We start from the raw sequence: 13004 nt of genomic DNA, 5'->3' as shown, positions 1-13004 counted from the left end.
CCGTAACTAAACTTTACAAAAATGTCAGACATTGCAACCAGAGTAAAAAAGATCATAGTTGACAAACTAGGTGTAGAAGAAGCAGAAGTTACCAATGAGGCTTCTTTCACCAATGATTTGGGTGCCGACTCTTTGGACACCGTAGAACTGATCATGGAATTTGAAAAAGAATTCAACATTTCAATTCCTGATGAGCAAGCTGAGACCATCACTACTGTAGGTCAAGCTGTTGCTTATTTAGAAGAGCATGCAAAGTAATCTGAACGATCGTTCAGGTGTAATAAATTAAATCCGCCCTTCGATAGCTATGTAACGCCCGAAGGCGGATTTGTTACTTAAAAAACTTCCGGACAAGAATCCTATGCAATTAAAACGCGTTGTTGTAACTGGTATTGGTGCTTTAACTCCCATTGGAAATAGCTTAGAAGCATATTGGAACGGCCTCCTCAATGGCGTTTCCGGTGCAGATTTTATTACTTTATTTGATGCATCGAAATTCAAAACGCGTTTCGCGTGTGAGTTAAAGGGCTTTGATCCTTTACAATACCTCGATAAGAAGGAAGCCCGGAAGCTTGACCGCTTTACACAGATCGCCATCGCCTCCAGCGATCAGGCCGTAGCCGACTCCGGCATCAACAAAGAGACCATGAATCCCGATCGTATCGGCGTGGTGTATGCCAGTGGTATCGGCGGCCTTATTACTTTCCAGGAAGAAGTGATCAACTTTGCCAAAGGAGATGGAACACCCCGTTTCAATCCTTTCTTCATCCCCAAGATGATCCTCGACATCGCAGCCGGTCATATCTCTATGCGGCACGGTTTCCGCGGACCCAACTTTGCGGTGGTGAGTGCCTGTGCGTCTTCTACCAATGCTATCATGGAAGCCTTCAACCTCATTCGCCTCGGTAAAGCCGATATCATCCTCGCCGGTGGTTCGGAAGCTGTGATCAGCGAAGCGGGTGTAGGTGGTTTCAACGCCATGAAAGCGATGAGCGAGCGCAACGACGATCCCAAAACTGCCAGCCGCCCTTACGACAAGGACCGCGACGGCTTTATCATGGGAGAAGCAGCAGGTGGTATCATGCTGGAAGAACTGGAGCATGCCCTGGCCCGCGGCGCCAAGATCTATTGCGAGATCGCCGGTGCCGGTGCTACAGCCGATGCGCATCACGTTACAGCCCCTCACCCGGAAGGACTCGGCGCCAAAAATGTCATGCTCAGCGCCCTGGACGATGCCGGAATGAAGCCCGAAGACATCGATTATATCAACACACACGGCACCTCCACCCCGCTCGGTGACGTAGCCGAAGTGAAAGCCATCGTCGACGTTTTTGGAGAACATGCCTACAATGTAAACATCAGCTCCACCAAATCCATGACCGGTCACTGCCTCGGGGCCGCCGGTGTGGTAGAAGCCATTGCCTGTATCATGGCTGTTCAACATGATATAGTTCCTCCTACGATCAACCACTTCACAGACGATCCAGAGCTGGATCCACGCCTTAATTTTACCTTTGAAAAACCCCAGAAAAGAATTGTGCGGGCTGCCCTCAGTAACACGTTTGGCTTCGGCGGTCACAACGCCTGTGTCATCGTAAAGAAGTACTAATAACAGCTAGCTGCATAATTTTTCACTAACCTTGTTCGTTGTTTGGTATCTTAGTACCAAACCATAGGCCCTATCCCGGTATTGAATTTTTGGCTTAATGAAAAAAATGTAGCTTAACTATTGTGGGAATCCTGGACCGATTTATAGGCAAGGAAAGCAATCTTGCTTTCAAAAAAAATCTCCGTAATGTACTGGGTTTTACGCCGGGCAAGTCTGCTTTGTACCAGGCCGCCCTTACGCATCGCTCGGTACGCGACACGGCAGACGAAAACAACGAGCGACTCGAATACCTCGGTGATGCCATCCTCAGTGGCATCGTAGCCGACTTCCTTTTTAAGAAATACCCTTACAAAGAAGAAGGTTTCCTCACGGAAATGCGTAGTAAAATGGTAAATCGCAACAAGCTCAACGAGATCGCCATCAAGATGGGCTTGAAAAAGATCACCTTCTACAACAAGTTCGACAATTCACTCAAGATGAGCCAGATCTTCGGCAACACCCTCGAAGCCGTAGTAGGAGCCATCTATCTCGATAAAGGATTTGTAAAGACCAAGAAATGGGTGCTGGAATGCATCATCATTCCCCACCTGTACATGGAAGACCTTGAAGCCCTCGAGATCAATCACAAGAACAAACTGTATGGCTGGGCCAACAAGAACGGCAAAAACCTCGAGTTCGAAACCCTCGACGAGCGCATCGAAGGTGGCCGCCGCCTCTTCACCATCGGAGCAGTGGTAGACGGCGCCCTGCTGGCAGAAGGCAAGGCCTACAATAAGAAAGACGCCAGTCAGATCGCTGCCGCCATCGCCATCGACAAACTCGGCCTCAACAAAACGGAAGTAGAAGAAGAATAGCCCGTCCTTTTCCGGTCCGAACCATCCCTCTCCTTTTCATTCATATCCTTGATAACTATTTATTGTAGCTGACGCGGTATACGGCGCCCTGCTTATCGTCGCTGATGAGCAAAGCACCATCTGCTGCCACGATCACATCTACCGGACGACCAAACGCTTCTTTATCGTCGGTACCAGGCAGCCAGCCCGTAGCAAACTCTTCAAACTTCGCCGCTTTATTGCCGTCCAGGCTCACGGTCATCACACGATAGCCTGAAGCAATCTTCCGGTTCCAGCTGCCATGCTGCGCTATGAAGATCTTGTTCCTGTACTCCGCCGGGAACATAGATCCGGTGTAAAAGCGCATACCCAGGGCTGCTACATGTGGCCCCAGTTTCTGAACGGGCGCTGTGTAGTCGGCACAGTTCTTTCCCTTGCCAAATTCCGGATCGAGGTCTGTACCCTGGTGGCAATACGGAAACCCAAAGTGCATATCCTTCTTAGGCGCATAATTCAGCTCATCTTCAGGAATATCCTCTCCCATATTGTCGCGCCCGTTCTCCGTAAACCAAAGCTCTTTGGTATCGGGGTGCCAGGCAAACCCCACCGAATTACGGACACCCTTCGCAAAGATCTCCATACCCGTACCATCGGGATTGAGCCGGGTGATGGTGGCAAATACCGGGTCCTTTTCTTCACATACATTACAGGGCGCGCCTACCGGTACATACAGTTTATCATCGGGACCAAAAGCAATGAACTTCCAGCCGTGATGAGCTTTGTCGGGGTATTTATCATATACCACCACTGGTGCGGGCGGACTGGCCAGGCGGCTTTCGATACTATCCAACCGGATGATCCGGCTCATCTCGGCAATGTACAGACTGCCATTGCGAAAGGCCACACCATTGGGCATGGTGAGTCCTTTGGCAATCGTATACACCGAATCTGCTTTGCCATTCTTGTCGGTATCCACCACCGCATACACATTGCTTTCATCTTTGTTGCCGACAAACAAAGTACCATTGGCGCCCCAGGCCAGGCTGCGGGCATTGGGCACGGCAGCATACACCGATATGCTGAAGCCAGGCGGTAACTTGATCTTATCGAGCTGGAATTTGGCCGCCAGTGAATCCTGCTGTGCGGGTGTTTCAGCCGGTTTGGGTGTCTCATTCGATCCGCAGGCGACCAGCATCAGGGCTGGCAGCACCCACAACAATCTTTTGCGGTTAAAGACGGGAATAAGGGCGGGCTGCTTGACAGATGGGAACAGCCATTCGATCCAGGCAGACATGATTGCATTCATATTTACGATTTAGCTGGTGTATCAATGGGGTGGCCGCTGCAATTCTGAAGCCAGCATCAATTTTATGGGTATTTCTAAATTATTTTCTCGTTTTTCTAATCCCTTGATAATGTGGTTCTCGTATGTATCGTGAAATGATCCGATCATTGTAGCCGGCAAGCAATTGCCCGGCAATGGTTATGGTCAGGAATCCTCTCCGATCTCACTCAAAAAAGACATCATGAACAAGCTGCAGGAACCGATCGCAGGTTATACCTATGGACAGGCAGGCACTTCCCCCATCTCCTTACAGGAGCTCGAATTGTTGAAAGCCACTGTATTATATACCCCGGACGATGAAAAGTATTTACGGATGGCGGGAGAGATCCTGGCAGAGCAAGCCGAGCAGGTGATCGATATCTGGTACGAGTTGGTGGGCAGCCACCCACACCTGTTACAATATTTTAGTAGGAATAATCTGGCAAATCTGGAATATCTTACAGCTGTCAGGAAGCGATTTATTCAATGGGTCAAGGATGTTTGTTACCGCCCAATTGACCAGGACTGGTTGAATTATCAATACGAGATAGGCCTTCGGCATCACCGGATCAAGAAGAACAAGACAGATGAAGTAGAAGCTTCCCCCATCGTCCACTATCGCTATATCACCGCATTCATATATCCTATTACCGCCACCATCAAGCCACTGCTGGCCAATAAAGGGCATAGTCCGGAAGAAGTAGAACGGATGCACCAGGCCTGGTTCAAAGTAGTCGTGCTGACGGCCGTGTTGATGACGTATCCTTATGTTCGTGCCGGAGAATTCTAGCGGCACGCGTTGAGCTACCCGATATACACTATCGACTATGTCATCATTCGATCCTGCACAGCAGTTAGTCAACCTGGACAGTAAGATCATTGCTTCGCTCGGGAAACTGGGAGAAGTATTTCGTGTATTGTACCAGTCCAGCGCCCAGCACCACGGGCTCAGCGCTACGCAACTTCAGTTGCTGCATTATATCCATTACCATCCCGATCCGGCGCACCGCCGCGGTGCGTTCATGTCGCGCGAATTCAACGTGACCAAAGCGACCGTCTCCGACAGCATCAAAGCCCTTGAACAAAAAGGGCTGGTACAAAAGATCACCGATGAGCGCGACACCCGCAGTTTCATACTGTCGTTGACGCCCCCGGGAGAAACCCTGGCCATCGCCACTGCCGGCATTACCCGCCCGTTCGAAACGACGGTGGGCCTTTTGCCCCTGGAGCAGAAAGAGATACTTACCCATACCTTGTTTGAACTGATACATCGCCTCAACCAGGCGGGCGTCATCACTACCCAGCGCATGTGCCTCAATTGCCGCCACTATAGTGGCGATCACCGCCAGGATCATTACTGCAACCTGGTACAACAACCCTTGCTGGCCTTCGATCTGCGGCTGGAATGCCCGGAGTTTGTGGGATGAGGGCAGGCAATGAGGCAACCAGGCATATAGGCAACGGAGGGAGAATACAGGCATGAAGACAAATGTGGATGTTCACCAAAGAAAACGGGCAAATCTGGCCAGGATCGTAAAGGGTAGTAAAGTAAAAAGGGTGATAACGCCTCACGGCATCACCACCCGGTATATATGATACTTATTAAGTCGTAGGAACGCTCAAACTATTGCTATCGGGAGATTAGACGTACACTTCTTCAACAAGGAAACATGTTCGCCTAGATCTTCCGCGACTTCATGGCATCCAGCACTTCCTGTTGCTTCGTCAGCTCTTCAGATTGCTTCTGCTGCTCCACTTTGTTGGCATCGAGCTTCAGCTGCAGGGCTTTGATCTTTTCTTCGAGTTGTTTTTGGTCATCGATCAGCTGGAGGTTTTTCTTCACCGATTTCGACATTACTTCTTCCTGGGCCTTGATCTGTACATCGAGGTGATGCGATTCTACCGAAGGCGTCAGTTGGTTGAGAAATGCCTTTGCCTCATTGATCTTGTGGCGGTCTACCTCCGAACGGGCTCCTACATTCTCGCTGGGACGGCCTACCAGCAGGTATACCAGAGTTATATTACTCTCCTTGCGGCTTTTGCGTTCCACTTTAAAGTGCAGGTCGTTGAGCTCCACTTCTTCATCGCTCACCTTCATATTACGGTAGATCTGGTATCCTTTTACCTTATCGCCTTTGCCACCTTTTTTGGAAAAATGGCTGGCGATGGCCTCCTCCACTTCTTCTACCGGGTAAGGCAGTTCAATCACCGCAGCGATCTTCTGACCTTTTGTATGTTCTACTTTCGCTTCTGTAGCCGCCACCTGGGCCTCTACACGGGCGCCGCATACTGTAATAGCCAGTACGAGCAACAAGGGTAAAGTTCTCTTCATTGTAGTTTAATTTGATATAAGAATAGACACTATAACATAAACGTATAAACCCGGCGTTATACTATCTTTTAGTCGCAAAGTGTGCCTAAAAATTACAGCCGGGGGCCAAAACCTGCACCAGGATAAGGATTAACGATCACTTTGCGACTTGAACCCTTAATTTTGGCATTCAAAATCCTTGTAGTTGAGCATTAAGAAATTAGCAGGTCAAACACTCTGGTACGGCGTACCCCGCATCGTCAGCCGGTTCTTGAACTTTGGCGTCAGCCTGCTGGGCTTCCAGTTGTTTGACCCGAATGGCTCCTACCCTTTCACACAGATCTATGCGGTCATCCCTTTTTTGACCGTCCTCTTTACTTATGGACTTGAAACGAGCTTCTTTCGTTTCGCGCAGACCACCGATAAAAAGAAATTATTTAATACCCTTAACATTTCCATCTGGATAACCACCCTGGCGATGACACTGCTGCTGTTCGCATTCAAAGGGCCGCTTACCCGGTTCATTGAAATGGAAAAATACCCGCAGTTCGTGACCTGGATGATCTGGATCGTCTTCTTCGATACCCTGTACACCATACCGATGGCCAAGCTGCGGCTGGAAGAAAGACCCCGGAAATACGCGTTCATCAACGTCTTTTCGATACTGCTTAATATTGCGATCATCCTGTTCTTCTATTATGTGGCCAAGCCAGCCCATGATGCCGGAGAGAACTCCTTCTTTGCTTTGCTGTACAACCCCGAAATTGGTATCGGCTATTTCATCATCGCCAATGTCGTCGCCAGCGCCGTGTCCCTGCTGCTATTGTACAAAGAGTTTGCTTCCTTCAAATTCGAATTCGATGGCAAGCTCTGGAAAGATGTGATCCATTATTCGTATCCCCTGATCATCGTTGGTTTTGGCGGGCAGATCAATGAAATGCTCAGCCGGGTGATCTACCGCAAGGTGTTGACCGATCCCCGGGCCGATGCCGAAGCAGAGCTGGGTATTTTCGGGGCCAACTATAAGCTGGCCGTACTGGTGACCATCTTTATCCAGATTTTCCGGATGGCGGCCGAGCCTTTTTTCTTCAACCAATCGCGCAATGAAGGGGTGCAGAAAATGTATGCACGGGTCATGAAACTGTTCGTGATCGCCTGTTGCTTTATGTTCCTGATCGTGTCGCTTTTCCTGGACTTCTGGGTGAAATTGATTGCGACCAAGCATCCTGAATATGCAGAAGGTGTACACATTGTACCGATCATTACCATGGCCAGCATCTTCCTGGGCATCTATTATAACCTCAGCATCTGGTACAAACTCACCAACCGCAATATGATGGGCGCTTATGTGACCATCGCCGGTGCCGTGATCACCATTATACTCAATATCATTTTTATTCCGCAGTGGCATTATACAGGTGCCGCCTGGGCCACTTTTATCTGCTATGCCTTTATGATGGCCATCAGCTACGCACAAGGACAGAAATACTATCCAATCCCGTATGCCAAAAAGAAACTGATCACGTATATGGTGATCGTCAGCCTGCTTTACATCATTCATGAATATGCCATCTCACCATTCCTGACCCGTGTTCAAAAACCCAAACACCTGCCAGCGCTTACAGGCGGTTCATTCCTGATCTATTATGGCAGTTCTCTCCTGCTGATTGGCTTGTTCACCTTGCTGATCGTAAAAGTGGAGAAGAAGGAAATGCAAAAACTGCCTTTTATCGGCAAATACTTTTAGTTGTCATAGAGGGTACTTTTTGTAGACCCGCAGCGAGGCGCCGCTCCCGACAAATTTCTTGCTGACCGACAGGATGGACTATAGCACACCTATTAACGCGCTACGATATCCCTACCTTAGGTTGACTTCCGTACTACTCCTATGCTACTGGTATCCCACTGGTGTAGATTCCCTATGTAGCAGTACCAGTTCAGTAGGAGTTCCCGGCCTATCGCCTGGGTATACGCCAGCATATACAGACCAGTAACCATGCACTACTGGCATAAGGCCCCCATATTGCCTGCATTATGCCTACGGATTGCCTACGCATTGCCTGGCTGCACTATGACAGGAGGCAATGTTTTCCCGGTGTGTAGGCAATATGCAGGCATACCGCAGACCATCACCGGGCCGTTTGTAAGCTACTGATCCGTAAAAGCTTACACATAAATATACGAAATTATCACAATGGATGGAAAGAAATTTTGCTAAAAACCTGATTAAACCCTCAAAAAGGGCATTTGTGCCTTTTACAGGTTGTTAATGCCGCTTTTAGCTATAAATAAAATCCGGGGTGGCCCGATCCAACGACTTCTGCGACCTGAGGGTGAGATGGGCTCCCCCTCAGCCGCGGCCGCCGACTACCGAGCACGGCCGCTAACACCACGGTGCGCACCTGGTGGTAGAAAAGAAAATGCGGAATGCTCCGACAGTCGTCGCGGGTTACTGCAAACTCACCATAATCAAATATTAATCAAGCCTTTACAAATGGATTGTGTAATTTCTCGGCGCCGATGGTGGTTTCATCGCCATGGCCGCTGTATACCACGGTTTCATTGGGCAGGGTGTACAGTTGGGTGCGGATGCTCTGGGCCAGCACCTCGAAATCGCCCCCGGGCAGGTCGGTACGACCAATACTGCCCTGGAAAAGCACATCCCCACTCAGGATAAAATGCTGGGCAGGGCAATAGAAACTGATGGAGCCGGGAGAATGGCCGGGCGTAAACAGGATATTCAGGGTATCGTTACCCAACCGAATTGTATCGCCCTCACGTAAGTAGATCAGGTCGCCCTTGTAAGGATCAAAAGGCAACCCCCATTTCAAGCCCGACGTAGGGGCATAATCCAAAACCACCTTTTCCATTTCGTGCAGGTGTAAGGTTAATCCCCAGGTATCGTGGACAAACTTATTTCCAAACACGTGGTCAAGGTGGCAATGGGTATTTAACAGGTATACCGGTTTGAGATGGTGATCTTCGATGTATTCTTTCAGCGCTATTCGTTCGTTACCGAAATAGCAACCCGGATCGATGATACAGCAATCTCCCTGTTCGTTATACACGATATAGGTATTTTCCTGAATAGGACTGAAAGTGAACTTTTCTATTGTCAACATAAAGGGTATCGTATTTTAGCCAATTGATTTTTTTTCACCCGGTAACAGGGTTTGTTTTAACTTTAAAACATTAATGACAGGCTATGCAATTTCAACAGAATAAGGCATCCACAAAAGTATTACTTGGTTTGTTAGTTTCCGTACTGCTTTTGCAAATGGATGTGCGTGCACAGGTGAACACGGTAGAGTTTGGCAAGAACCGGGTCCAGTATCGCAAATTCAAATGGCAGTATTATCAGTCCACTAATTTCAATACCTATTTTTACGAAAACGGGCAGACGATCGCGAACTATGTACTGCAGATAGCCGAAGAAGAACTCCCTGCCATCGAACAATTCGTGGAATACGGCCTCCAACGCCGCGCCAATATCGTTATCTACAACAATTTTAATGAGCTCGAACAGTCGAATATCGGCCTCAACCTCGACTGGCAGACCACGGGCGGCATCACCAAGCTGGTCAACAATAAAATGATCGTGTACTTCAACGGCGATCATTCCGACCTGCGCCGGCAGATCCGTCAGGGTATTGCCCGCATCCTGGTCGATAATATCCTCTTTGGTGACGACCTCGGCGAATTTGCCGCCAACCAGGCCTTGCTCGATCTGCCCAAATGGCTGGTAGACGGCTACGTAGATTATGTGGCCGAAGACTGGAGCACCACCCTCGACGAGCAACTGAAATCGGCCATGCTGGCCGGCACCTATAAGAATTTTTACCAGTTCGCTTTCGAAAAGCCCCTGCTGGCCGGCCACGCCTTCTGGTACTATATCGCCGACAAGTACAAAAAGGAAAATGTTACCTATTTCCTGTACCTCGCCCGCGTATACCGTAACCTCAACAGCGCCTCACAGCGCATCACCAAAAAGAAGTTCAAAGATGTACTGCGCGACTTCATGGAGCAGGTACCAGAAAAATATTACAAAGACATCACCGGCCGTCGTAATGCCCCCAAGGGCAATGTGATCCTGACAGAAGACGTGAAACCCAACCGCGACTTCATCCGCTTTACCCCCAACCCAGCCCCGCGTAGCATGACCTATGCCGTGGTGGAATATGTAAAGGGACAAAACCAGGTCGTGTTGTACGAGAATTTTGTAGAGCGCCGCGTATTGCTGAAAAATGGCATCCGCTCCGTCGACAACCAGGTGAATCCTGCCTACCCCCTGCTTTTCTGGGATGGCAAAGGCACCCGCCTCGGCTGTATCTACTGGGAAGCCGGTAAGGTAAAACTGTTTGTGTATGACGTCGTGAAGCGCTACAAGCCCATCAAAATGGAGATCACCCATTTTGAGCAGATCCAAAGCGCCAGCTTCATGCTCAACTCCAACACCATTCTCATGAGTGCGGTGCGCAAAGGCCAGCCCGATATCTTCATTTACAAAATAGAAGAAGACACCTATGAGCAGGTAACGAACGACGGCTATGCCGATCTCGACGCCTCCTTCGTGGCATTCCCCAACAAAACAGGGATCATCTTCTCCTCTAACCGTCCGGACGCTACCACCATAGGTAAGGATACCGGCGTTGCGACTACCAAATTCAATATTTTCCTGACCGATACCTACAACAAAAGCGATTTCCGGCAGATCACTCAGCTGAGTAAAATGAAGTACGGCAACGCCCGGTTCCCGGTGCAATACAATACGTCGCACTTCACCTTCATCAGTGATGAAACAGGTATCGCCAACCGCTTTGCGGGTTTCTTCACGACCCGCCGGGCAGGTCTCGACAGCGTATACATCGTAGGCGACGAAATCCTCCGCAACCCCAGCGATGGGGAGCTGGACTCGACCCTCAAGGTTTGGGGTAAGCCCGCGCCCGATTCTGTGTTTGCGTTTTCCGTAACGAAAGACTCGGCCTATGTATTCCCCATCACCAACTATCAAAGTGGACTGGTAGAGACCAAGGCAGCAGGCGACAATGGACAGGTAAGTGAAGTGCGCCAGGAAGGCGATCTGAAATTGGTGTATCGCCTTAAGGTAGACCAGGCAGCCCTGCAACGCCGCAATGTGAACCCCAAGCCGACCGAATACCGTCGCAAGACAATCACGAGTGCCAAACTCGCGGGTGGCCAGGATATGCAAACCATTATCCCCGGCGATACCAACCAGCCGGCACGTAAAAAGAACGACGCCTTCGAAACCGGCTTCGAAACGGAGAAACCGGACTCAGTAAGCGCCAATAAACCCGCCACAGTGGTAGACCCCTTCCAGGAGGTGGAACCCGAAAAGGTGTCGGTATTGCAAAAAGCCAAGCTGTTTCCCTACCGCTTGAAATTCTCTATGGATAATTTCACGGGAGGTTTCAATAACGACGTATTGATCACCAAATACCAGCCGTATACAGGGTCGCTGCCTGTTCAATTGCAGAGCGGTGGCGCTTTCAACGGTATGCTGAAAGCATCTGTATTCGATCTGTTTGAAGACATTCGCTTCACGGGCGCTATCCGTCTTCCACTGATTGGTGGTGGCGGCAGTTCTTCCATCGTGGGTGTTGGCACTGGTGGTACCAACCTCTTCATCCCTGCCAGTTCCTCCCTGTTTGATGGTGGCGGCGAATGGTTTGCCCGGGTAGATTACCTGAAAAAACGGATGGACTACTCGCTGGTATACTACCGCAAAACGGAGATCGGTGCGGTAGGCTTCGAGAATGGCAACGTAGTCACTGGCTACGAGGGTAAGTCGTACAGCAACCTGTACCAGGCTGTGATCAAGTATCCGTTCGATAAGGTGCGCAGTCTGCGTCTATCGACCGGTGTAAGGCTCGATCGGGTTACCGTACGTGGTGTTGATACATTCTCCCTCAAGCAGACGGATGTCAACAAGCAGACCTGGGCTGTCAACCGCCTCGAATACGTGCACGACAACGTGATCGAGAAAGCCATGAATATCTGGAATGGTTTGCGTTACAAGGCCTATATGGATGTCAACGCCTTGCTCAACAAGCCTACCCATGCGCAGGTGAAACCTGGCCGTATGATGTTCAACCTTGGCTTTGATGGTCGTATGTACGTACCCATCTACCGCAACTTCATCTGGGCCGGCCGTTTAGCTGCAGACTTCTCCTGGGGCAATGAAAAGATCGTTTATTACCTCGGAGGTGTTGACGGCTGGATGTTCCCCAAATACAACCAGTTCCCTACGGTTGATCCCAGCCAGGATTATTCGTATCAGTCACTCGCGGTCAATATGCGTGGCTTCCGCCAGAACCTGACCAATGGTAACAATTCCCTTGTATTTAATAGTGAGTTCCGTTTCCCGGTATTTTCTACGTTGATCAACCGCCCCATCAACAATGCGTTCATCCGTAATTTCCAGGTGATACAGTTCATCGATCTCGGCAATGCCTGGGATGGCGACCTGTTTAGTGGTGGCCTCAATAAATTCGAGCGTCCGCAACAGATCTATGTTCCTTCCGATCCCAATGGCCCCATCCCCGATCCTACAGCAGTTGTTCGTCTGAAGGCAGGCGGTATTGGTCCTTTGGCCGGCGGTTATGGTTTCGGTGTACGCAGCACCTTGCTGGGCTATTTCCTCCGCCTGGATGCAGGCTGGGAAATGAACGGCATCTTCCGCGGCAAGCCGATCCTGCACTTCGCCATGGGTGTAGATTTCTAAGCACAATCTATTTTACAATAGTGAACGGGGCTCCTGGTGGAGCCCCGTTCTTTTTTTGAGGTTGCCTGATAAGCATTAACTATGGATGGATAGCGGATATCATTGCTGCTGAAAGAGAAAAAGAGGCGTCGTAAGAATACGACGCCGTTGTCCAACTTAAACCAACCGTCATATTTGGAAGGGTA

The 13004-nt window shown here is 49.7% G+C and carries 10 protein-coding genes; 7 read left to right on the top strand and 3 right to left on the bottom strand.

Annotation, left to right across the window (positions count from 1 at the left end; genetic code table 11):
* The first annotated feature begins 21 nt into the window (after window positions 1-21).
* The 3 genes from P2W70_RS03170 (at window position 22) to P2W70_RS03160 (ending at window position 2463) form a co-directional block, all read left to right on the top strand.
* Complete coding sequence (locus P2W70_RS03170; RefSeq protein WP_081146706.1) at window positions 22-258, top strand: acyl carrier protein; 237 nt, start codon at window positions 22-24, stop codon at window positions 256-258.
* Between the two features lie 103 nt (window positions 259-361).
* Window positions 362-1609 (top strand): beta-ketoacyl-ACP synthase II, encoded by a 1248-nt coding sequence (fabF, locus tag P2W70_RS03165; RefSeq protein WP_276479973.1) that lies wholly within the window; start codon window positions 362-364, stop codon window positions 1607-1609.
* Window positions 1610-1731: 122 nt separating this feature from the next.
* Window positions 1732-2463: a ribonuclease III family protein gene (locus P2W70_RS03160; RefSeq protein WP_276479972.1), complete on the top strand. Its 732-nt coding sequence runs from the start codon at window positions 1732-1734 to the stop codon at window positions 2461-2463.
* A 55-nt stretch (window positions 2464-2518) separates the two neighbouring features.
* Here P2W70_RS03160 and P2W70_RS03155 read toward each other — a convergent pair whose 3' ends face one another.
* Window positions 2519-3748 (bottom strand): PQQ-dependent sugar dehydrogenase, encoded by a 1230-nt coding sequence (locus tag P2W70_RS03155; RefSeq protein WP_276479971.1) that lies wholly within the window; start codon window positions 3746-3748, stop codon window positions 2519-2521.
* A gap of 220 nt (window positions 3749-3968) precedes the next feature.
* Here P2W70_RS03155 and P2W70_RS03150 point away from each other — a divergent pair, with 220 nt between their 5' ends.
* Together P2W70_RS03150 and P2W70_RS03145 are read left to right on the top strand one after the other, a co-directional pair.
* On the top strand, window positions 3969-4556 hold the full coding sequence (locus P2W70_RS03150) for a protoglobin domain-containing protein (RefSeq protein WP_276479970.1): 588 nt from the start codon (window positions 3969-3971) through the stop codon (window positions 4554-4556).
* A 37-nt stretch (window positions 4557-4593) separates the two neighbouring features.
* Window positions 4594-5193: a MarR family winged helix-turn-helix transcriptional regulator gene (locus tag P2W70_RS03145; protein WP_276479969.1), complete on the top strand. Its 600-nt coding sequence runs from the start codon at window positions 4594-4596 to the stop codon at window positions 5191-5193.
* A gap of 251 nt (window positions 5194-5444) precedes the next feature.
* On the opposite strand, the gene P2W70_RS03140 is transcribed toward P2W70_RS03145, so the two are convergent.
* A complete protein-coding gene (locus P2W70_RS03140) occupies window positions 5445-6098 on the bottom strand; it encodes a hypothetical protein (RefSeq protein ID WP_276479968.1) in 654 nt (217 codons plus the stop codon).
* A 184-nt stretch (window positions 6099-6282) separates the two neighbouring features.
* Between P2W70_RS03140 and P2W70_RS03135 the strand changes: the two genes are divergently transcribed.
* Window positions 6283-7824, top strand: coding sequence for a lipopolysaccharide biosynthesis protein (locus tag P2W70_RS03135; RefSeq protein WP_276479967.1), 1542 nt, complete (start codon window positions 6283-6285; stop codon window positions 7822-7824).
* A gap of 733 nt (window positions 7825-8557) precedes the next feature.
* Here P2W70_RS03135 and P2W70_RS03130 read toward each other — a convergent pair.
* Entirely contained in the window at window positions 8558-9199 is a 642-nt protein-coding gene (locus tag P2W70_RS03130; RefSeq protein WP_276479966.1) for an MBL fold metallo-hydrolase, read from the bottom strand.
* Window positions 9200-9282: 83 nt separating this feature from the next.
* On the opposite strand from P2W70_RS03130, the gene P2W70_RS03125 reads away from it, so the two are divergent.
* Complete coding sequence (locus tag P2W70_RS03125) at window positions 9283-12819, top strand: hypothetical protein (RefSeq protein ID WP_276479965.1); 3537 nt, start codon at window positions 9283-9285, stop codon at window positions 12817-12819.
* Window positions 12820-13004: the final 185 nt, after the last annotated feature.

The organism is Paraflavitalea pollutisoli, from assembly GCF_029360705.1.
Lineage (GTDB): Bacteria > Bacteroidota > Bacteroidia > Chitinophagales > Chitinophagaceae > Paraflavitalea > Paraflavitalea pollutisoli.
The sequence above is the reverse complement of the archived record's forward strand: the minus strand, read 5'-3'. Positions and strand labels throughout refer to the sequence as shown.